We start from the raw sequence: 22,327 nt of genomic DNA, 5'->3' as shown, positions 1-22,327 counted from the left end.
AATATCTGCGTCATCGCTGACAATGGATATATTCAATTTTATGAATTTAGCCCAACAATCCTGACAAAATCATCCTGAGTAGTTTGCATGTCGAATAGCACCATTCCTTTACCCGAACGTATCCGACCACGGAGCTTAGATGAGATCATCGGACAAGATCATCTCTTGGGAGAAGGTGCGCCTCTACGTCAGATGATTGATCAGGGACATCTGCCATCAATCATTTTTTGGGGACCGCCAGGTGTGGGGAAAACCACCATTGCATTGCTCCTTGCACAAGCGGTCGATCGTCCTTTTGTTAGCTTATCTGCACTCAATACTGGGGTGAAAGAGCTCCGTGAAGTAATCGCAGAAAGTGGTGATTTGCTCACGCCAGTAGTGTTTATTGATGAGATTCATCGCTTTAATAAATCACAGCAAGATGCGCTCCTCGGCGCAGTGGAAAAAGGCAAAATTACTTTAATCGGTGCAACCACTGAAAATCCTTCTTTTGAAGTGAATAGTGCGCTTCTGTCACGTTGTCAGGTGTATACGCTGAATGCCTTAGATCATGAAGCGATTCAACAACTGATTGGTCAAGCATTAACACAAGATCAATTTTTAAAAAGTCGTGCGATGCGCATTGATGAATGGGATGCGTTGATTCAGTTTGCCGCTGGTGATGCACGAAAAGCTTTAAACCTGATTGATTTAGTCGCTAGTACTTTACCTCCTGCGGAAGATTTGGAAGAGCGTCAGAACAATGTAGTCAATGATGCTTTAGTGGTCAAAGTCGCTCAACAGAATATTGCTCGCTACGACAAATCAGGTGAACAGCATTACGATTTGATCTCTGCTTTTATCAAGTCGATTCGAGGCAGTGATCCTGATGCGACGCTGTACTGGATGGCTCGCATGCTCAAAGGTGGCGAAGACCCTGTGTTTATTGCACGGCGCATGTTGATTGCCGCCTCGGAAGATATCGGCAACTCCAATCCGAATGCGCTGCTCATGGCAGGCGAGTGTTTTCGTTCGGTGCAAGCGATTGGTATGCCTGAGGCTCGCATTGTCCTTGGGCAATGTGCGGTCTATTTGGCAACCAGTGCAAAAAGTAACAGTACCTATATGGCGATTAATCGTGCTCTTGCTTTGGCAGAAAAAACGGCTCAATTGCCTGTACCACTTCATCTTCGTAATGCACCGACCAAACTGATGAAACAACAAGGTTATGGTGTGGATTATCTCTATCCACATGATTATCCTGAGCATTTTGTCATGCAGGACTATTTGCCACCCGAGCTTAAAGGTACAGTGTTGTATCAACGTGCGCTCAATAAGCGAGAAGTGGAATCTGAGCGTTTACAACAACGTCGTTGGCAACAAACGCAATCACAGCAAAATCAGTAATCACACCATTTAATTTCATGGATATTGATAAGGAAAAAATATGCTGACCCTACACCATTTACAATTTTCACGTTCGATTCGGATTCTTTGGGCACTCGAAGAGTTGGGCGTCGACTACGACATGCAATATTACAAACGCTTGCCAAGCATGTCTGCACCACCTGAGCTGAAAAAAGTACATCCACTGGGTAAAGCACCTGTGATTACTGATGAAGGTTTAGTGGTTGCTGAGTCCGCTGTGATTCTAGATCATCTACAAGCCAAATATGATACGGACAGTCAATTTAAACCGCAGAGCGCAGAAGGCATCAATCAATATAATTACTGGATGCATTATGCCGAAGGTTCATTAATGCCGTTGTTGGTATTTACTTTGGTGGTCAGTCAGTTAGGTAGCAAAAAAGTGCCGTTTCTAGCCCGTCCGATCACCAATGCGATTGGTGAACAATTACAAAAACAATTTTCAAAACCACGTTTAAAAGAACATGTTGCCTTTCTCGAACAGCATTTGGCGCAGCATGACTATTTTGCAGGCGATCAATTTAGCTTTGCCGATATTCAAATGATTTTCCCATTAGAAGGTTTATGCTCACGTCAAAGCGAACTGTCATTGCCGAATGTGGAAAAATATCTCGCCCGAATCAATCAACGTCCTGCTTTGCAACGTGCCAAGCAAAAAAGCCCTGACGGTGGCAAGGCGATGAGCGTTTAAGAATTTAAGCTTTTTAGAAATTAAGGTGAGTTGGAAACTTTATGTCAGGCATTATTCAGTCCTTACTCGACACCGATCTGTATAAATTCACCATGTTGCAAGTGGTGTTACACCAATTCCCGCAAGCAGATAGTGTCTACCTGTTCCGCTGTCGCAATAGCAAAGAAGCCGCCTATCCACTGCGAGAATTAAAAGCAGACTTAGACCGAGAGCTGGACGATCTGTGCACGCTGAAATTTAGTGCCGAAGAATTACAGTTTTTACGCCAGTGGCGCTTTATCAAAAGTGATTTTGTTGATTATTTAGAATTGTTCCAACTTAAGCGCCGTTTTATCGAAACCACAGTCGATGATAATGGTGAATTGGTGATTCGCATCGAAGGACCAATGGTGCAAGCCATGTGCTTTGAAATTTATGTGCTCGCAATCGTCAATGAATTGTACTACCGACGCTTGGATGTGGACGATGCGCATATCGAAGGTGAAAAGCGCCTACAAGCCAAAGCTGAGCTTTTAAAAAGCTATGCGGATCAACAAGTAAACGGCGAGCCACCATTTTTGGTCTCCGACTTTGGCACACGTCGTCGCTATAGCTATGCGTGGCAAAAACATGTGGTGGAAACTTTAAAAGCTGCTGCACCGAATGTGCTTCGTGGTACCAGTAATGTCTATCTGGCGATGCAACTGGGCATCACCCCGATCGGGACGATGGCGCATGAATTTCTACAGGCATTTCAAGCCTTAGACGTGCGTTTGCGAGATTTCCAAAAAGCGGCACTGGAAGCATGGGTGCAAGAATATCGGGGTGATCTCGGCATTGCCTTGACCGATGTGGTCGGTATGGATGCTTTCTTGCGAGATTTCGACCTGTATTTTGCCAAGCTGTTTGATGGTCTACGACATGACAGTGGCGACCCGTATGAGTGGGGCGACAAAGCCTATGCACATTATAAAAAGTTGAAAATCGACAGTCGTACCAAGATGCTCACCTTTAGCGATGGCTTGGATTTAGAAAAGGCGTGGGATTTGCATCACTATTTTAAAGATCGTTTCCAAGTCAGCTTTGGTATCGGGACAAATCTAACCAATGATATGGGACAAAAAGCATTAAACATTGTCTTAAAATTGGTGGAATGCAATGGTCAGTCGGTGGCAAAAATCTCGGATAGTCCAGGAAAAACCATGACTGATAATGATACGTTCCTTGCTTATCTGCGCCAAGTATTTGAAATACCCGATGCTCAAGGTTGATATTATATTCGTTTGTTGTGAGATTTCATTGTTCAGCGTGGTCGTATTAAAAGGTTAGAAATATGAATGCAGTTGTGCCGTTTGGCTTATTGGTTGAGCCAGAACAGTTTGCACCGTTTTTAGATGATCCGAAATTTCGGATTGTTGACTTGAGTCGTGAGTCGGTGTTTGAACAATTGCATTTGCCCAATGCCATCTCGGTACGTCCAAGTGAGTTGGTGCGCCATCATGAGTTTGCTTCAGGACTCTTACCCGAAGCGGAAAAATTACAAGCCTTATTCGACCGACTGGGCATTACCGCAAATCATCATGTCATCGCCTATGATGATGAGGGCGGTGCTTGGGCAGGACGCTTGATTTGGAATCTGCACTGTGCGGGTTTTTATCAAACCAGTTTACTCAATGGTGGCATTCACGCATGGCTTGCTACAGGATTGCCGACTTCGATTGATCACTATCAAATAGAGCCGACTGCAGATATTTTCCAAGTGGATTTAAGTGCAAAGCAAGACGATCAAGTTGAATATGAAGAACTTGCGCAAATCGTCGCTGAACACAGCATTACAGCACAAAGCATACAACTTTGGGATTGCCGAACTGAAGATGAATATACCGGTGTGTGCTTGGCTGCACGCCGTGGCGGTCATATCACAGGGGCAAAATGGTACGAATGGAGTACTGCCATTAATCGCCAAGATCATTTAAAATTGCATCCATTATCACGTATTCAACAGCAATTGGAACAACGTGGATTTGACCTCTCTAAACCTGTGATTGTCTATTGTCAGTCCCATCATCGTTCAGGTTTGGCCTATATCATTGGGCGATTGCTGAACTGGAATATCCGCGCTTATGATGGTGCATGGAGTGAGTGGGGCAATCGCATGGACAGTGCTGTAGTAAAAGGAGAACATCCTGTTGAACAAGCCTAATGCGAAAAGATTCAAATCCAAAACCAAGCGCAATCTGCAAACAGAAGCCAAATTTAAAAAGTCTAAAACCATGATTGATCAAGCATTTATTCGTCTACAGAAAATCATTCCGCAACATGCACTCAGTCGTCTTGTGGGTAAAATCGCAGCCAGTGAGCAACCACTGCTCAAGACTGCGGTGATTTATGCCTTTAAACAAAAATATGGCATTGATCTCTCGATCGCCGAAGCAGAAGAAATTAGCCGTTATCCATCGTTTAATGCCTTCTTTACTCGTGCGCTCAAAGACGGTCAACGTCCGATTGATCACAATCCAAAGCATGTGGTCAGTCCTGCCGATGGAGCAATTTCACAACTCGGTAAGATTGAACAAGGCAAAATTTTCCAAGCCAAAGGGCAAAGCTATACCGTAGAGCAACTGATCGCTGATCCAAATCTCGCTGAACCATTTCAAGATGGTGAATTTATTACCGTGTATCTGTCACCCAAAGACTATCACCGTGTACATATGCCATATGGTGGAAAATTGACGGAAACCTTGTATGTCCCAGGTGAATTATTCTCGGTGAATCAAGTCACGGCGGAAAATATCCCAGAACTATTTGCACGTAATGAGCGCATGGTGTGTTTGTTTGATACTGAGCTTGGACGTATGGCAGTAGTTTTGGTTGGGGCGATGATCGTTGCAGGCATTGAAACTGTAGCGACAGGACAAGTTAAGCCAAACGGTCGTATCGAGCTACAAGAGCATGAGATGACTTTGGAAAAAGGCGATGAGCTTGGTCGATTCTATCTTGGCTCGACAGCGATCGTGTTATTTGAAAAAGATAAAGTGAATTGGGATAGTCATTTCAAAGCCAATAGTGCGGTGCAAATGGGGCGTCCACTTGGGAAGACGAAGGGTTAACTTTCCTCATCATAAGAAAAAGGGATAAAGCATGACTTGGTTGATTGTCTTTGTAGTTTTAGCTGTCCTCATTGGAGCATTCTTTTCAAGCACGAAAATTAATTTTGACAAGCGTGGCACACGCAATCCGATCAAAGCAAAGCGTGTATTGACCATGAATGAACAGCCGACATTCTTGCGGTTAAAGGAGGCTTTACCTGAACATCACGTACTTGCACAAGTTTCTTTTAACGCATTTCTGACTGCAAAAGGCTATGCCACACGAAACTTATTTAATCGAAAAGTTGCTGATTTTGTGGTTTTGGACAATAAGTTTAATGTAGTTGCTATCGTGGAATTAGATGATTCAAGTCACAAGGGCAAAGAGGGTAAAGATGCCGAACGAGATGCGCTCATCGCAGAAGCAGGCTATAAAGTGATTCGCTATCAACGCACCCCTGATATTGAAAAAATTAAGATTGATTTTGGTATTCAGCGAGAAGAAGTCGTGCAAGAAAGCATAGCGCAAGAGATTAAAGCTGAAGAACCAAAAACCAAATTAATCGGCGATGCGATTATTATTCAAACTGATCAAGATCTACCAAAACAAAGTGAGAACAATAGTTCAGCGAGTAATGCTCAATAATTTACGTTAAAAATTTGGTGAATAAATAAGGAATATAACAATCATGGAACTGATTAAAACACACGTCGAGTTTCGCTCTGATAGCTTCCCTATTACGGATAAAGAAAAAGAAGAATGGGATGGACAAGTATGGGGTTACTTACTGGCAGAATTTATTTCAAAAGAATTAACTCGTTGTGGTGTACATGTTTATGGATTTTTGCAGGAAGATTGGGGCTATTGGATTGAATTGGGTGGTGAGTTTGAAGACCTAAATTTGTGTTGTAATCATTATGAAGAATTTGAGAATGGTTTTTTGGTGTTTATGGATCCGCATAAACCAATCATTCGCAAAGGATTTCTAAAATTAAAGAAAGTTGATATATCAGATCAACAGACCAAATTATCAAATCTACTAGAGCAAATTTTGCAGAATCATTCAGATATTACCGATATACGCTGGTGGGATGAGTCTGATATGAAATTGATAGGTGGATAGTTTTTCGAACCAAATAATGCAAAAAGCCCATATCACAGAATATGGGCTTTTTAGAATTTGGCGTCCCTACGGGGATTCGAACCCCGGTTACCGCCGTGAAAGGGCGATGTCCTAGGCCTCTAGACGATAGGGACTAATATGAGGCATGTTCCGATTTAGAAGATTTAACTTCTAAAACACTTTAATCATTTATCTGTATTAAAGTGGCGTCCCTACGGGGATTCGAACCCCGGTTACCGCCGTGAAAGGGCGATGTCCTAGGCCTCTAGACGATAGGGACGCAGAGTACAAGAGATTGCCATGATTAAAGACATGACATGAATCTGCTTGCTTAGAACGAGGTGCATTGTAATGGCATATCTTTGATGATGCAAACGATTTCAGAAGTCTGCATCGCCAATCGCATTATTTTTATACGGTGTTTGTCTAAGAATTATGCAATGTGCTGGCGTTCTGAAAAACACATTGGGTTTTCAAAAATCAACCGTATTTAAAAATGATGCTTATTGCTTATAAATACTACATGAAAAATGATTGCTTTCTTGTTCCAAACGGCTTTTCTTACGGTGTTCCGCCGCTTCAAAACGACATTGTTGCACGGCATTTTCAATGACTAAAGGCGGAATTGCTTTAGGTTTACGACTTTCATCAACGGCTACCATCGTGAAATAACAGGTATTGGTATGGCGAATGGTGCGTTGTTGAATATTTTGCGCTTCGACACGGATGCCAATTTCCATTGAAGTTTTACCAACAAAGTTGACACTGGCAAGGAAAGTCACCAATTCTCCGACATGGATCGGTTCTTTAAATAATACTTGATCGACGGAAAGTGTGACCACATAGCTACCACTGTATTGACTGGCACAGGCAAATGCCGCTTGGTCAAGCAATCTTAAAATCGTACCGCCGTGAACATTTCCCGCAAAGTTTGCCATATCTGGCGTCATCAACACAGACATTGAAAGCTCGGTCTGTAGATTGGCTTGAGTGACTGGATCAAGAGGGGACATATTTTACTTTCCTTATCATCTTGGCGCATAGCTTGGGATAAGGTTGATCTTTGAGAACAACGCTTTTTAACATCAATGCGTTAACCACATTTTTTACTCAAGGTGGTTGAGCGCATCGCTGTGACTTGATTATACGCCTAAAATAAAATACAGGCTGAAAAAATATTACAGTGATTGCAGATGCGCTTGGCGCACTCATAAATTTCAGATGGCTAAAATGAGAAAAGACACGGCTTGTCGTGCACATTTCGATAACACTTGCCGAAATAAGCATTGCGATTTAGCATAGCGAAACATTGATAAAATAATTTCACTAGGAATACATCCATCACATGAGTAGCCTTGTCCATCACGCCACTGAAAACCGCTCTGTTGCTGAGTTTACCGAACAAGCCTATTTGAACTACGCCATGTACGTGATCATGGATCGTGCATTGCCACATATCAGTGATGGTCTGAAGCCTGTACAGCGTCGAATTGTTTACGCGATGAGCGAACTTGGGCTAAAAAATTCAGGTAAACCAAAGAAATCTGCTCGTACCGTCGGTGATGTGCTCGGTAAATATCATCCGCATGGCGATAGCGCATGTTATGAAGCGATGGTGTTGATGGCACAGCCGTTTAGCTATCGTTATCCATTTATCGAAGGTCAAGGCAACTGGGGATCTCCAGACGATCCAAAATCTTTCGCAGCGATGCGTTATACCGAAGCCAAATTGTCCAATTATAGTGAATTGTTACTGAGTGAACTTGGTCAAGGCACCTGTGAATGGCAAGACAACTTTGATGGCAGTCTAAAAGAACCTGTCACCATGCCTGCACGTGTACCGAATATTTTACTCAATGGTACGACAGGGATTGCGGTTGGTATGGCAACCGATATTCCACCGCACAATCTACGTGAAGTGGTCAAAGGCACGATTGCTTTGATTAAAAATGAAAATCTAACCGATGAAAAATTACAAACCATTATCCCCGGTCCTGATTTACCGACCCATGCAGAGATCATTACTCGCCCTGAAGAACTCTTAAAAATCCAAACCACTGGACGTGGTAGCTACCGCATGCGTGCCGTTTATACGGTTGATAAGCAAGCGGATAAACACGAAATTGTGATTCAGCATCTGCCCTATCAAGTGTCAGGCTCGAAAGTATTGACACAGATCGCTGACCAAATGCAAGCGAAAAAGTTGCCATTTGTTACTGATCTTCGGGATGAATCTGACCATAAAAACCCAACGCGTTTGGTAATCGTACTGCGTTCAAATCGTGTCGATGTCGAAGCGATCATGAGTCATCTATTTGCCACGACGGATTTGGAAAGTAGTTATCGGGTCAATCTAAATATGATTGGTGCGGATGGTCGCCCACAGGTCAAGTCGATTCGTCAGATTCTGCTGGAATGGATTGAGATTCGTACCGAAACCATTACCAACCGACTGCGTTATCACCTGAATAAAATCGAAAAACGCCTACATATCTTGGCGGGCTTACTTATCGCCTATCTCGACATAGATACCGTCATTAAAATTATCCGTGAAGAAGATAAGCCAAAGCCTGTATTGATGGCGCATTTTGGCATTGATGATATTCAAGCCGAAGCGATTTTAGAACTCAAGCTACGTCATTTAGCACGCCTTGAAGAAATGGAAATTCGCAGAGAGCAAGATGAGTTGGCGGCGCGTGCTGCGGTGATTCGTGAACAATTGGAAAACCCTGAATCACTGAAAAAACTCATGATCGAAGAGCTGACAGAAGATGCCAAAAAGTTTGGTGATGATCGTCGCTCTGAAATCGTCTTGCGTGAAGACGCAGTGCAAATTAAAGAATCTGACCTCGCACCTGCGGAAACAGTCACCGTCGTAATCTCTGAGGCAGGTTGGATTCGTATGGCAAAAGGCGAAGTCGATGCCACGCAGCTCAACTATCGTGCAGGGGATAAATATTTAGACTCCACCACAGGCAAGTCCAATCAAAAAGTATATCTGCTTGACCATACTGGACGAAGTTACGCATTGGCGGCAAATGGCTTACCGTCGGCACGAGGGCAAGGTGAGCCACTGACTTCAAAATTGAATCCTGCGACTGGTGCACAGTTTATCCAAGTGATCATGGGCGCAGATGACGCAGCAACTGTGACTTTAAGCTCGCAGGGCTATGGATTCTTATCTGAGTTAAAGCAACTCGATACTTCTGCCAAAGCGGGTAAAAATTATTTATCTGTAACAGAAGGTTTCAAAACTATGCCGATTGCGTTTGCTCAAGGCAAATCACATTTGGCATTGCTCAGTCAGCAAGGTCGATTGCTCATTATAGATCTTGATTCTTTACCAAAGCTCAATAAAGGCAAAGGAAACAAGATGATGCAACTTGATAAAGAAGATGAACTACTTGGTCATATTGCTCTGAATTTGAGCGAAGATGTGTTAAAAATACAGGTTGGTAGTCGATTCTTGAGCCTAAAAGGAGAAGACTTGAAAGCCTATTTGGGTAAAAAAGCGACCAAAGGCAAACTTTTACCTCGAGGCTACCAAAAAGCACAGCGATTATTACTTGATATCTGATTCGGTATCAACGTATAGTCAAGGTATGCGGTAGATGTTTTTAAACATTTAAACAATAGCCATGGACAAGGTGAATTATTAATCTCTTGATCAAAATCTCCTCCATCAAAAAATTAGGCAGTTTGATGAGGCATCATTTGATTAAGCAAAAATTATTAGCATAACTTTGTCCATTGCACAGTAAGTAATCATATCTAGACAGATTGACTGGAAATACACAGTCTGACTTGATGCAGGGAAATATTTTTGGGAGTAGTGGGTACTATGGACAAAGTTTGGTTAAAAACGTATGAGAAATTTGGAATTCCAGCAGATATTTCCATGCCAGCAGAAAATACATCTTTAATTGATATTTTCGAACAAAATTTTAAAAAATATGGTTCACGTGATGCGTTTATTTTCATGGATAAAACCATGTCTTTCGCTGAACTTGAAGATCATAGCCGTCGATTTGCAGCATATTTACAAAGCTTGAATTTGCCAAAAGGCTCTCGCGTTGCGGTAATGATGCCGAACGTATTCCAATACCCGATTGTTCAAATCGGTGTATTCCTTGCAGGTTTGGTCTTGGTCAATGTCAACCCACTGTATACAACTCGTGAGCTAGAGCATCAATTGAATGACTCAGGTGCGCAGGTTTTGGTTGTCGTTGAAAACTTTGCCAGTGTCTATCAGCCGATCCACGGTAAAACAACGGTCAAACACGTTGTTGTGACTGGTGTGGGTGACATGCTTGGTATGCTCAAAGGTACATTGGTTAACTTCGTACTGCGTAAAGTACGTAAGCAAGTGCCAGAGTGGAGCATTCCTGGTCACGAATCATTCAAATCTGCATTGTCAAAAGTGGCAGCAAGTAAATATCAACGCCCAACGGTGAGCTTAAGCGACACAGCGGTACTTCAATACACTGGTGGTACTACGGGTGTGTCTAAAGGTGCAGAGCTTACGCATCGCAACCTCGTTGCAAACTTGCTTCAATGTGAAGGCATTTTCTCTTCAAAATTTGGTGAAGGTGATGCCGCAGAGGGTGATAAGATCGTTTGTGCGCTTCCGCTTTATCACATCTTTGCATTCATGGTGTGTGCTTTATACGGTATGTATAAAGGTCAAACTAACATCTTGATTCCAAACCCACGTGACCTACCTGCGGTGGTTGGTGAGCTTCGTAAATACAAGCCATCATTTTTCCCTGCGGTCAACACATTGTTCAATGCTTTGGTCAACAATGAAGAGTTTAAACAACTCGATCATAGCAACTTGAAAATGGCAATGGGTGGTGGTATGGCTGTATTGCCATCGACTGCGGATGCTTGGAAGAAAGTAACAGGGACAACGATCATCGAAGGTTATGGTTTGTCTGAAACTTCTCCGGTTGCGACTGCAAACCCACCGATTAACGAAGACTTCACAGGTACGATTGGTGTGCCATTACCTGCAACTGAAGTGGCGATCTTGGATGACGAAGGTAATCCGATTGCGCTAGGTACATTGGATGATGAAGGCAATCCACAATCAGGTGAAATCTCAATCCGTGGTCCACAGGTCATGAAAGGCTATTGGAACCGTCCTGAAGAAACTGCAAAAGTCATGACGAATGATGGTTACTTCCGTACTGGTGATATCGGTATCATGAATGATGAAGGTTACTTCAAGATCGTCGATCGTAAGAAAGACATGATCTTGGTATCAGGCTTCAACGTCTACCCAAGTGAGATCGAAGAAGTGGTGACGCAACATCCAAAAGTATTGGAAGCGGCTGCGATCGGTGTACCTGACGAAAAATCAGGCGAAGTACCAAAACTGTTCGTTGTGAAAAAAGACGAAAGCTTAACAGCGGAAGAAGTATTGGCATTCACCAAGCAAAACTTAACAGGTTATAAGCAACCACGTTATGTTGAGTTCTTACAAGAATTGCCAAAATCGAACGTCGGTAAAATCCTCCGTAAAGATTTGCGCAAGTAATCTGCTTAAGCAAAATCAAGACAATAAAAAAGCAGCTTCGGCTGCTTTTTTTAGGGGCGGAGTTTATAAATTGGTGGTACAAGTAATACAGGGATTTCGATAACTCTGACTAATATAAATTGAGGGAATCTAAGTTGAACGATGAAAAATATCACAAATATAAAAAGATACTAAAAGTACGAAATACTTTTTACTATTTAGTTGGATTGCTTTTTTTAGGCTTATTTTTATTCGCAACATTCATTGATTTTGATCATCAATATTTTTTGTATATTTTTCTTGGAATGCTCATTGTATTGCACTTTTATGGATACTATTTTGAAATGAAAACGATTTGTCCGTGGTGTTCACACGGATTCTTTTCAGATAAAAAAGGGGTTCCAGTTTTGTTTGAGATATTTTATAACCAATGCGCATGTTGCGGTGAGCCAAGAGCTCAAAAAGATGATGGGCAAAGCACGGATTCTTAAATAAATATTTCAAAAAATCGAAACAAAGGGTTACTTTATTTCTGCTGGCGATTCATCATTGCACGTTCAAACATTGGGCGTGACAGTCCAATCAGCGAGATAAATAAAACCATCGAAAGCAACTGACGCTTTAACCCGCCGACATTGAACTGCATGCCATAACTCAAATAATTATCCACCAAGCAATATAACAAAACGACCGCTAAAGTGATCGTCAGCGACTTCTTCTTAATCCCCACCATGACAAAGCTGATACAGAGCACAAACGCCGTGCCGATAGTTGACCAAATATTCCAATTCGCAAACACCACACTTAGCAAGATCGCTAAGATAGGTAGGACGTACCAAAGAATACGGTCAAGTTGCTGACTATGCTTTTGCTGTGAAGCAAGTGCCTTTTCAAGCACTTCTTGATGACTTTGTTGATCTACTTGTTTTGAGTGCTTTGCTTGAGCATGCTGTTGAGGGTTTTGTTTAGTCATAGAACTTAACCATAGAAGATGAGTAGCGAGCGAGAAATGTTAATACAGAAAATAAATATCGAAAAATCGAGATCATGGTATCATGCCTCGATTGAATCGGTCACTGATTCACATTGAAATTCAAAACAGATTCTTGAGGATAGACATGCACAGCTTAAATATCGTGATATTGATCATTTTAGTTGCATGTTTATTGCCTTATGTTTTTGCATTTATTGCACGATCCACATCGAGCTATGATCCAAAAATTCACGATAGCCACCGCCAAGTGGTAGAGCAGTCGCAAGGCATCACCAAGCGCGCCGATGCCGTTCAGAAAAATAGCTATGAAGGCTTGCCGTTATTTATCGCTGCGATGTTGATTGCAGATTATTTGGTTGTGCCTGATATTTTTGTCGTGACGTTGGGGATTGCATACCTGATCTTGCGTATTATTTATGGGCTATGCTATTTGGCGAATTTTAACCGTCTGCGCTCGGTATTTTGGGTGCTTGCAACCTTATGTCCAGTCAGCCTTTTGATTATTTGCATACGACTTTAAAGACATTTTCGATGCAATAAAACATGACAATTCTTCGATCAATTCACAGCGCAATAGATTGAGATTTAAGTATAATAGGGCGACTAAAAATTTTAGGTGATAATGTTCTGCAATTCTCGAAATCTGATGATTGCAATGTGTTATCGCAATTTAATTCACCAAACAGAAAGAGTGAGCTATGAGTTACAACAATATCCCACCGGGTAAAGATGCACCAAACGACATCTACGTGATCATTGAAATTCCTGCGAATGCTGCACCGATCAAATATGAAATTGATAAAGATTCTGATGCACTGTTTGTAGACCGTTTCATGGGTACAGCGATGTTTTACCCTGCAAACTACGGCTATGTGCCAAATACTTTGTCAGAAGATGGCGATCCTCTAGACGTGTTGGTGGTTACACCGCATCCTGTGGCAGCAGGCTCCGTGATTCGTTGCCGTCCAGTGGGCAAATTGAACATGGAGGATGACGGTGGTATTGATGCGAAATTGATCGCTGTACCACACGAGAAACTTTCTCCACTGTACAAAGATGTGCAAGAATATACTGATCTTCCGCCATTATTGATCAGTCAAATCGAACACTTCTTCTCTCACTATAAAGATTTAGAGCCTGGTAAATGGGTAAAAATCAGTGGTTGGGAAAATGCTGACGTGGCAAAAGCTGAAATTTTAAAATCAATTGAAGCTGCGAAAAAATAAGCGAATTGAATGTCGTAAAAAGACCGTAAATGCGGTCTTTTTTATGGGCTTAACTCAGTGATTTATTGTTGGTTTCAATCTTTTGGCAAATCTTCGGGTGTATTCAACTCTTGACGCTCAAGTTGAATATTTTGGAAGTCTGCACCCGACGGTGCTTGATAAGCCCGCAAACCAAATTCACCGATGATGGCAAATAAGTGGTCGAAAATATCCGATTGAATATCCTCGTAAATATTCCAGTTAATGGTATTGGTGAAGCAATATAGCTCGAGTGGTAAGCCTTGCGCAGTCGGTTGAAGTTGGCGCACTAAGAGCGTTTGATCTTGAGCGATGCCTTCATGCTTTTGCAAATAGAGCAGCATATAAGCTCGGAAAGTCCCAAGATTGGTCATACGGCGTTGATTAAATAATTCTTTGACACTGCTATTCCATTCTGCCAGCTCATGGCTCTTTTTATCGATATAGTTTTCAAGCAATAAAAAATTTTTTAAACGAGCGATGTCATCATTAGACAAAAAGTGCACACTACTTTGATCGACATAGAATGCACGCTTAATGCGACGACGACCAAGATCGGTCATACCACGCCAGTTTTTGAAGGTATCCGTCACCAGTTTATTGGTCGGAATCACGGTATAGGTTTTATCAAAGTTTTGAACGGTGACGGTGTGCAGTGCAATATCAATCACCGTACCGTCTGCGCCGAGACTTGGCATCTCAATCCAGTCGCCAATACGAATCATGTCATAAGAAGAGATTTGTACACTTGCGACCAGTGACAAAATGGTATTTTGAAAAACCAACATCAATACCGCAGCCATCGCACCGAAGCCAGCAAGTAAGGTGAATACATCTTTTTTCAAAAATGTACCGATAATCATCAAGCCACATACAATATAGATGATCAGTTTGATCAATTGCAGATAGCCTTTAATCGGCTTATTGGCTGACTTTGGATTGTGTTGATAAGACAAATTAAAAATATTTAAAAAGTCGCTAATTGCTAAGGCAATCGTTAAGAAAATCCAAGCTTGAGAAAGCATTTGTACCAATTGTACGACTTTCTCTGAAAGATGAGGTACAGCGCCTATGCCGTTGATGATGACAATGGCAGGGACGATATTGGCAACACGTCGAATCACGCTATGTTTTTGGAATGCTTCACTATTTTTGGCAAAAGAAAATTTGGAAATCAGCTTGCGCAGTCCAACCACCACAATTTTTTTGCTAATCAAATACGCAACTGTAGTGATCAAAATCAAAATTGCCAAAGAGTTCAACATCTCTAACCACGGATATTGATCAATCCAGTCTTGCAATTTCAGCCAAATCTCTTGCACAGCACACTCCACATTACGAATTCTTATCACGATTTAAATTCAATCGAAAATCCGATAAACACACATTTCATCAAGAAGTCGTATAGCTTAAACGATCTCTGTGTGAGTCCGATAATATTTGTCAAAAAGCAACATAAAAAAACAATATAAAAAAACTCTAAAGCTAAATAGCACTACTGGCAGAGCATGCATTGCATGGAAAATGTGAATTTTAGCTATACCTCAGCGCAGGGTTCAGGCACAATCAATATCAGTCAAATTCATGTTTTTATTAATTTTTAGGAGCTCTAAATGACTGCGCAATCTGTCATTTTGCCGCTCCCATCGGATCATGCACGTTTTATTGTGATTCGTTTGGGACAACTGACCATAGAACAACTCAAACAGCAACTCAATGATCTGATTAATACCCGAGATCGTCTGATCACCCAGCATGCAAATGCTGACATTAAAACTGCGATCGCATTTTCACCGTCGCTTTGGCAACAAATTCATGATCAAACACCAAAGAGTTTTCATCAACTTGAGCCGATCCAAGGTGCTTTTGAAATGCCTGTCGATGCAGGCGATGTGTTGATTCACTTGGCGAGTAGCAAGGCAGATATTTGCTTTGTACTGAGCCAAGCCTTCTTTCACGGTATTCGTAAGCAAGTGGAAGTGCTTGAAGAGCGTACCTGCTTTAAATATTTGGATAGCCGTGATTTGACGGGCTTTATTGATGGCACGGAAAATCCGCAATTTAAAGATGACCGTGAAGAAGTGGCACTACTGGGTAAAGACGCAGGTATTTTTGCCGACGGTAGTTTTGTTTTTGCACAGCGTTACGTGCACGATTTGGATAAATTTAATCGGCTAAAAGTCGATGCTCAGGAAAATGTTTTTGGACGATCAAAACTTGAAAGCATCGAGATGGAAGACGATGTGAAACCTGATAATGCGCATATCGCTCGTGTGGTGATCGAAGATGATGAGGGTGAAGAGCTCGAAATCGTGCGTCACAGTTTGCCCTATGGCGATGGTCATGGTGAGCAAGGTTTATTCTTTATCGCCTACACCAAAGATTTAAATATTATTGATCAGATGCTTGAGCATATGTTTGGTACGACAGGGGATCATATTCACGATCGTTTGTTGCATTTCACCACAGCAGTCAATGGTGGCTATTATTTTGCACCATCAGATGAATTGCTTGCTGAAATCATTGATGAAGATTGATTTTTAATTCACTGATAAAAATTTAAAAAAGCGTAGTTCAGTTGAATTGCGCTTTTTCATTTTGGCGTTAAAAGCTGAATTTAGTGATTTTTAAACTTTATAGAAATCAACCAAGCGTGCGGTAATGCGACGCACAATCGGTAATAAAATCAAAACCGCAGGGAAGGCGATACACCATGAAAAAAACCATGCCGAAATCCAAACTGCCGCAAAATGCTCTACAAAACCAATATTGTGAATAATATTAATCATAGAAATCAGCCCACTCATCATAAATGACAATATGAACGGAATCACCACCGCAGCATATTTGGCAGGCAGTTTTGGCACGTTGCCAAAGATATAAGGAGATTGAGACATAATGCGGATCAAATCAAAAAGATGGGCTATTCTAACCATATTTACAAATTTAGCCAAAAAATAACCAGAAAAAAACCACCTCAAATACTGATCGCATGCTCTTCACTCTCCCTTTGTACTGCAAAATTTGCTATATTTGCTTTCTTTTTTGGCAATATTCCGAGCGGTTATGAACACGGCAATCCAAAATGCACTGACGCAAGCAGTGACAGCACTTCAATCAGAAAATATTCTCCCACAAGATTGGCAAAATAACAGTGTGTTGACCCGTACCAAAGACCGTAGTCATGGCGATTTTGCCTCGAATATTGCCATGGTAGCGTCCAAAGTCTCAGGTATGAAGCCACGTGATTTGGCAGAAAAAATTCTAGCAAATCTACCAACTGTTGCTGACATCAGTAAGGCTGAAATCGCAGGACCTGGCTTTATCAATTTCTTTTTAAATGCAGATCAACGCTTTGTGGTACTAGACACCATTGCGACACAAAAAGATCAATACGGTCGTAGTCAAGTCAATCAAGCTGAAAAAATCCAAGTCGAGTTTGTATCTGCCAACCCAACATCGAGTTTGCATGTCGGGCATGGTCGTGGTGCTGCCTATGGGATGACCGTGGCGAATTTGCTCGAAGCCACAGGGGCGACCGTTGACCGAGAATATTATGTCAATGATGCAGGGCGTCAGATGGACATCTTGGCGACTTCGACCTATTTGCGTTATTTAGAAGTATGCGGTCAAACGCTGGTTTTCCCAAAAAATGCTTATCAAGGCGACTACGTCAAAGAAATCGCACAAAGCATTATTGATATCGATCAGAGCCAAGATAAAAATCATTATGTTCGGGATGTTGCGGATGTCTATGCGCAAGTCCCTGAAGATGTGCAATATGCTGAGGAGCTTGATGCAGAAGGCAATAAAGTCGTGCTGTCTGGTGATAAAGAAAAGCATATCGACGGTTTGATTGCCAATAGCCAAAAGTTGCTTGGCGCAGATTATGCCGTGTTCCACCAAGCAGCGTTAAAAGCCATTTTGGATGATATTCAAGATGATTTGGCGGATTTCGGTGTGACTTTTGCCAAGTGGTTTAGCGAAGTTTCACTGATCGAGAAGATTGATGAAGCCTTAGCGGTGCTCGATCAACGTGGTTTTCTCTATGAAAAAGACGGCAATATTTGGTTTAAATCGACTGAATTCGGCGATGAAAAAGACCGTGTGGTGAAACGTCGTAATGGTCAAACCACCTATTTTGCCTCAGATATTGCTTATCACTTGGATAAGCTACAACGTGGTTATACCCATATCGTCGATATTTGGGGATCAGACCATCACGGCTATATCGCTCGGGTGAAAGCGGCGATAGATGCACTCGGCTATGATTCATCAAAATTGACTGTGCTTTTAGTACAGTTCGTTAGCCTATGGCGTGGCGGTGAAATGGTGCAAATGTCCTCTCGTTCAGGGCAATTTGTGACTTTGCGTGAGCTTCGTCAGGAAGTTGGCAATGATGCGGCACGTTTCTACTATGTGATGCGCAAATCTGAGCAACACATTGATTTCGATTTGGATTTAGCAGTTTCGCAAAGCAAAGATAATGCGGTGTATTACATCCAATATGCCCATGCTCGGGTCAATAGTATTTTGAGTAAAGCACCTGAGAAAAATATCAGCTTTGATCAAGCTACAGCTCGTGAACATTGTGAATTACTGACTTTGCCGATTGAGGAAGAAATTTTGGCGAAATTGGCAGCCTATCCAGAGATTGTGATTCGTGCGGCCAATGCCTATGAACCGCATCAGATTGGTAATTATCTCAAAGACTTGGCGGCATCATTCCACGGTTGGTATGCGCAAGATGGCGTAAAATTCTTGGATGAAAGCCATATTGAACTGTCACAAGCACGTTTATTACTCTCTGTGAATGTACAGCAAGTCTTAAGAAATGGCTTAGCTGTATTGGGTGTCAGTGCGCCTGAGGCAATGTAACAAAATATTTTACTTTGCACGAAATCTCCGGGACTTCTGTAATATAGGCGATAAGTCAAATTTGATTAGACTTCTGTGAATAATGCAATAGCTAGATTTTCCAAAGGTTTAATTTTTTGAATTGTATTGATGGGGTTGTGATTACTCGATTTGAGTAGATACATGTTTTGAGAAGCAAGTAAAAAATAGAGGATAGTCAGTGTTTGGTAAAGCCCCTCGTGGAGTATCGCAACGCCCGAAAGCACGTGAAAACAGCCAAGCGATTCCATCGTGGCTATGGCTTGTGGTTTTGGTTTTGGCGGGAATTTGTGTTGCCATTTTCTTATCGCTATGGAGTCCGTGGAAGCCTGTTGAGCGTAAAGGTGCGACGCAAGGACCAATGGCGGTCAATGATCAAGATACCAATAAAGACTACCGCTTCTATGACATGCTACCACAGCAACAAGTGACACCAATTCCAGATCAAGCAGTCCCTGAGCATCAAGTCGAACAGCCAGTAATTGTTGTTGAAGCACCGGCACCAGCCCAAGCGGAGCCTACTGAAGAAGCGGTCACTGATCCTTTTGATGAAAATTATCAAACAGCAACCATCACCGCTGCACCTCGTTTTATCTTGCAAGTGCGAAGCTATGAAGATCCTGATAGTGCTGATGCACGTCGAGCTGAGATTGTCCTGAATGGTTTGTCTGCTGAAGTAGTAATGACCAATGAAGGCGATCAAGTCTGGTATCGAGTGATTTCAGGACCATATGAGTCGAAAGAGTCTGCACATATTGCACAGCAGACTTTACAACATGCAGGCATTGATTCGATCATTGTGAAGCAACCGATTCGAGCGAGTCATTAAAAATTCTACTTTATCGAAATAAAAAGAACCCTGCCGAAGCAGGGTTTGCGAAAACGGTTATCGGATTCTTAATTCCATCATTCTTTTTAATCTATTCAAACCATCTTTATTCGATATAAATATTAAGCATTTAACATGCCAAGTCGTATTTAGAACCAATTCTCCATAAAAAAATCCTGCCTTTAAGTAAGACAGGATTTTTTTATCACAAGGCTAATTTTCTAGCCTATGGTATTTACAACTTAGAATGCTTTAGTAATTGTAAATACAGCACCAGTGTCAACAATACGCTTGCTTGCATGATCTAGACCGTCAGTATCAATGTCTGTACCAACAGCAGCAAGTTCAGCTGTTAAACCTTCTACAGATTTAAAGCCATAAGTTGCGCCAAGTTTCCAATCTAGATAATCGTTGCTACCTTCAGCATCGTATTCGTAATCAGAAGTTGTTGTATAACCTAAGCTTGCTACGCCACCAAAACCAGTGTTAGCGATAGGGAAAGAATATACGGCATTGAGGTACCATTGGTCGCCTTCTGCATCATCACCCAAGAAGTCATTTGCATAGTTCACATTGGTGTACAAGCTGTCGTCAGCCATAAATACTGAGCCAAATGTCAAACGTGCATAGTATTCTGCCCAGTTTGAATCAGATGAACTTGGGTAACCGTAATACCACACACCAACATCTAATGTAGGCTTAGATGCAAGAGAAGAAAGCTCAGTGCTATAACCTAAATATGGGTCTAATTCTAAAGAGTTTGCAAAACCAACATTAGAGCCCCAAACACCACCGTAAACACCAGAAGCATGTGCTAAAGCGAAGCCTACTTGTACAGCAGGATCATTTTCCGTTTGTGAAATACCACGATAGCGGTAATCAGTTGTCATCGCAGCTGTACCAGAGAATGATACATCGCTTTCAGCTGCCATAGTCAAGCCACTTGCACAAGTGAGTAAAGATGCAGCCACTAATGTAGAAAGTTTAAAGTTCATGTTGGTATTCCCCCAAGCTGTTTATTACAAATGTTCAAATCGAAATGATTTGACTCTGAACTTGTTATTGAAATAGCAAAGGGCGTGCCAACTTTATTAAGTTACTGTTTTATCTTATTTCTTTGCAATAAAACTGCAATAACTTACAAAACCAACTTTGAAGCATTATTGTATTGCACAAATATTGGGCGATTTATTGATTTTGCACCAAAACAAATCAAACTGTATCAAATTGTTTGTAAATAGGAATTATTCTTATACAGTTTATATTCTGCACGATGCAATAAAAAAAACCAACCGCAGTTGGTTGGCTTTTTAAGTATTTTCTTCTGAGCAAAGCATGGAAAATTATTTTTCCATATTTGATAGGATTGATGTTCTGACATCATCCAATGTGGCATTGATGGTGAGCATCACGGCATCGGCACATTGTTTGATTGCAGTGTCAGGATCTTTTAGACCGTTACCCGTCACTGTACACACAATCACTGAACCTTCGACGATTTTACCTGCTTTAATATCACGGATTGCACCGCCGATTGAAGCTGCCGATGCAGGCTCTACAAACACACCTTCATACATTGATAGCATGCGCTGTGCATCTAAGATTTCTGCATCAGTTAATTCATCAAACCAACCATTTGAGTCACGTACCACGGCTTTGGCATGATTCCAACTTTGTGGATTACCAATACGGATCGCCGTTGCGACAGTTTCAGGTTGTTCCACTGGTGCACCACGTAAGAACGGCGCAGCACCTGCAGCCTGATAGCCAACCATGGTTGGACGACCTTCAGGTTTTGGTCCTGTGAATTGATCAGTAGCTGCATCATAGATGACTTGTTCAAATTGATCCGCAGACTGGTTGGCAACCGCTTCGGTGTAGCCCATCCAATGCGCAGTGATGTTCCCTGCGTTACCGACAGGTAGGCAGTGATAATCTGGTGCACGACCAAGCTCATCGACGATCTCATAAGCAATGGTTTTTTGACCTTGCAAACGATACGGGTTAATTGAATTCACGATGGTTACAGGTGCTTGATCTGCAACTTCTTTCACCAAGCGCATACCATCGTCAAAGTTGCCGCGGATTTGCATGGTGATCGCACCGTACATCATTGACTGTGCCATTTTACCCATAGCAATTTTGCCTTCAGGGATCAATACATAGGCTTTTATACCAGCACGTGCCGCATAAGCTGCAGCTGCAGCAGAGGTATTACCAGTCGATGCACAGATAATCGCTTTTGAACCTTCTTCAACGGCTTTGGTCACCGCCATGGTCATACCACGGTCTTTAAATGAACCTGTTGGATTCAGACCTTCGTATTTGACATAAATCTCGACATTTTTGCCAATCAAACGTGGAATATTCTCAAGTTTGATCAAAGGCGTGTTGCCTTCACCGAGGGAGATAGCACGAGTAGTAGCAGATACAGGCAAACGATCACGATAGCGATCAACTAGACCAGTATAACGATTGGCATTCGACATGATGGTGTTCCAATGAGTGGCTTTGAGTCATTGAGGCGGTTTTCAACGATCTCGCCTCGACTTGGTG

Annotated in this window: 21 protein-coding genes and 2 tRNA genes; 15 read left to right on the top strand and 8 right to left on the bottom strand. The window is 42.0% G+C overall.

Annotated elements, in window-relative coordinates; translation table 11 throughout:
* Positions 1-87: 87 nt before the first annotated feature.
* The 7 genes from MKI79_RS01825 to MKI79_RS01795 all read left to right on the top strand — a co-directional run bounded on the left by MKI79_RS01825 (position 88) and on the right by MKI79_RS01795 (position 6,290).
* Positions 88-1,386 (top strand): replication-associated recombination protein A, encoded by a 1,299-nt coding sequence (locus tag MKI79_RS01825; protein ID WP_241570361.1) that lies wholly within the window; start codon positions 88-90, stop codon positions 1,384-1,386.
* A gap of 40 nt (positions 1,387-1,426) precedes the next feature.
* Entirely contained in the window at positions 1,427-2,098 is a 672-nt protein-coding gene (locus MKI79_RS01820; RefSeq protein ID WP_241570360.1) for a glutathione S-transferase family protein, read from the top strand.
* 41 nt (positions 2,099-2,139) lie between these two features.
* A complete protein-coding gene (gene pncB / locus MKI79_RS01815; RefSeq protein ID WP_241570359.1) occupies positions 2,140-3,348 on the top strand; it encodes a nicotinate phosphoribosyltransferase in 1,209 nt (402 codons plus the stop codon).
* A 62-nt stretch (positions 3,349-3,410) separates the two neighbouring features.
* Positions 3,411-4,280: a sulfurtransferase gene (locus MKI79_RS01810; protein ID WP_241570358.1), complete on the top strand. Its 870-nt coding sequence runs from the start codon at positions 3,411-3,413 to the stop codon at positions 4,278-4,280.
* A gap of 70 nt (positions 4,281-4,350) precedes the next feature.
* Complete coding sequence (asd, locus tag MKI79_RS01805) at positions 4,351-5,187, top strand: archaetidylserine decarboxylase (RefSeq protein ID WP_241570406.1); 837 nt, start codon at positions 4,351-4,353, stop codon at positions 5,185-5,187.
* A gap of 31 nt (positions 5,188-5,218) precedes the next feature.
* Positions 5,219-5,812 (top strand): DUF2726 domain-containing protein, encoded by a 594-nt coding sequence (locus MKI79_RS01800; RefSeq protein ID WP_241570357.1) that lies wholly within the window; start codon positions 5,219-5,221, stop codon positions 5,810-5,812.
* Between the two features lie 43 nt (positions 5,813-5,855).
* Positions 5,856-6,290, top strand: coding sequence for a hypothetical protein (locus MKI79_RS01795; RefSeq protein WP_241570356.1), 435 nt, complete (start codon positions 5,856-5,858; stop codon positions 6,288-6,290).
* Between the two features lie 58 nt (positions 6,291-6,348).
* On the opposite strand, the gene MKI79_RS01790 is transcribed toward MKI79_RS01795, so the two are convergent.
* The 3 genes from MKI79_RS01790 to MKI79_RS01780 form a co-directional block, all read right to left on the bottom strand.
* Positions 6,349-6,424, bottom strand: a tRNA-Glu gene (locus MKI79_RS01790).
* 70 nt (positions 6,425-6,494) lie between these two features.
* Positions 6,495-6,570 (bottom strand) — tRNA-Glu (locus tag MKI79_RS01785).
* Between the two features lie 223 nt (positions 6,571-6,793).
* A complete protein-coding gene (locus MKI79_RS01780; protein WP_241570355.1) occupies positions 6,794-7,303 on the bottom strand; it encodes an acyl-CoA thioesterase in 510 nt (169 codons plus the stop codon).
* 332 nt (positions 7,304-7,635) lie between these two features.
* Here MKI79_RS01780 and parC point away from each other — a divergent pair, with 332 nt between their 5' ends.
* The 3 genes from parC (at position 7,636) to MKI79_RS01765 (ending at position 12,299) form a co-directional block, all read left to right on the top strand.
* The gene (gene parC / locus MKI79_RS01775; RefSeq protein WP_241570354.1) at positions 7,636-9,867 is read left to right on the top strand and encodes a DNA topoisomerase IV subunit A; all 2,232 of its coding nucleotides are present in this window, start codon (positions 7,636-7,638) and stop codon (positions 9,865-9,867) included.
* Between the two features lie 264 nt (positions 9,868-10,131).
* Positions 10,132-11,829: an AMP-binding protein gene (locus MKI79_RS01770; RefSeq protein WP_241570353.1), complete on the top strand. Its 1,698-nt coding sequence runs from the start codon at positions 10,132-10,134 to the stop codon at positions 11,827-11,829.
* Between the two features lie 134 nt (positions 11,830-11,963).
* Positions 11,964-12,299: a hypothetical protein gene (locus MKI79_RS01765; RefSeq protein WP_241570352.1), complete on the top strand. Its 336-nt coding sequence runs from the start codon at positions 11,964-11,966 to the stop codon at positions 12,297-12,299.
* Positions 12,300-12,334: 35 nt separating this feature from the next.
* On the opposite strand, the gene MKI79_RS01760 is transcribed toward MKI79_RS01765, so the two are convergent.
* A complete protein-coding gene (locus tag MKI79_RS01760; protein ID WP_241570351.1) occupies positions 12,335-12,781 on the bottom strand; it encodes a hypothetical protein in 447 nt (148 codons plus the stop codon).
* Positions 12,782-12,926: 145 nt separating this feature from the next.
* Between MKI79_RS01760 and MKI79_RS01755 the strand changes: the two genes are divergently transcribed.
* Both MKI79_RS01755 and ppa read left to right on the top strand, forming a co-directional pair.
* The gene (locus MKI79_RS01755; protein WP_241570350.1) at positions 12,927-13,322 is read left to right on the top strand and encodes an MAPEG family protein; all 396 of its coding nucleotides are present in this window, start codon (positions 12,927-12,929) and stop codon (positions 13,320-13,322) included.
* Positions 13,323-13,500: 178 nt separating this feature from the next.
* Positions 13,501-14,028, top strand: a complete 528-nt coding sequence (gene ppa / locus MKI79_RS01750; protein WP_241570349.1) for an inorganic diphosphatase — start codon at positions 13,501-13,503, stop codon at positions 14,026-14,028.
* Positions 14,029-14,102: 74 nt separating this feature from the next.
* On the opposite strand, the gene MKI79_RS01745 is transcribed toward ppa, so the two are convergent.
* Positions 14,103-15,311 carry a mechanosensitive ion channel family protein gene (locus tag MKI79_RS01745; protein WP_241570405.1) on the bottom strand — a complete coding sequence of 403 codons (1,209 nt, stop codon included), beginning with the start codon at positions 15,309-15,311 and terminating at the stop codon, positions 14,103-14,105.
* 348 nt (positions 15,312-15,659) lie between these two features.
* On the opposite strand from MKI79_RS01745, the gene MKI79_RS01740 reads away from it, so the two are divergent.
* Entirely contained in the window at positions 15,660-16,583 is a 924-nt protein-coding gene (locus tag MKI79_RS01740) for a Dyp-type peroxidase (protein WP_241570348.1), read from the top strand.
* A 90-nt stretch (positions 16,584-16,673) separates the two neighbouring features.
* Here the strand turns inward: MKI79_RS01740 and MKI79_RS01735 are convergent, their stop codons facing one another.
* Positions 16,674-16,943, bottom strand: a complete 270-nt coding sequence (locus tag MKI79_RS01735; RefSeq protein WP_241570347.1) for a DUF2798 domain-containing protein — start codon at positions 16,941-16,943, stop codon at positions 16,674-16,676.
* Positions 16,944-17,112: 169 nt separating this feature from the next.
* On the opposite strand from MKI79_RS01735, the gene argS reads away from it, so the two are divergent.
* Together argS and MKI79_RS01725 are read left to right on the top strand one after the other, a co-directional pair.
* A complete protein-coding gene (gene argS, locus MKI79_RS01730) occupies positions 17,113-18,924 on the top strand; it encodes an arginine--tRNA ligase (RefSeq protein WP_241570346.1) in 1,812 nt (603 codons plus the stop codon).
* Positions 18,925-19,123: 199 nt separating this feature from the next.
* A complete protein-coding gene (locus MKI79_RS01725) occupies positions 19,124-19,771 on the top strand; it encodes an SPOR domain-containing protein (protein WP_241570345.1) in 648 nt (215 codons plus the stop codon).
* Positions 19,772-20,013: 242 nt separating this feature from the next.
* On the opposite strand, the gene MKI79_RS01720 is transcribed toward MKI79_RS01725, so the two are convergent.
* Both MKI79_RS01720 and thrC read right to left on the bottom strand, forming a co-directional pair.
* The gene (locus tag MKI79_RS01720) at positions 20,014-20,766 is read right to left on the bottom strand and encodes a TorF family putative porin (RefSeq protein ID WP_241570344.1); all 753 of its coding nucleotides are present in this window, start codon (positions 20,764-20,766) and stop codon (positions 20,014-20,016) included.
* 348 nt (positions 20,767-21,114) lie between these two features.
* Entirely contained in the window at positions 21,115-22,260 is a 1,146-nt protein-coding gene (gene thrC, locus MKI79_RS01715; protein ID WP_241570343.1) for a threonine synthase, read from the bottom strand.
* Between the last annotated feature and the right edge of the window lie 67 nt (positions 22,261-22,327).

The sequence above is a fragment of the Acinetobacter sedimenti genome, assembly GCF_022601685.1.
GTDB classification, from domain to species: Bacteria; Pseudomonadota; Gammaproteobacteria; order Pseudomonadales; family Moraxellaceae; genus Acinetobacter; species Acinetobacter sedimenti.
Note: the sequence above shows the minus strand (reverse complement) of the source record. Positions and strands in the feature narration are given on the sequence as shown.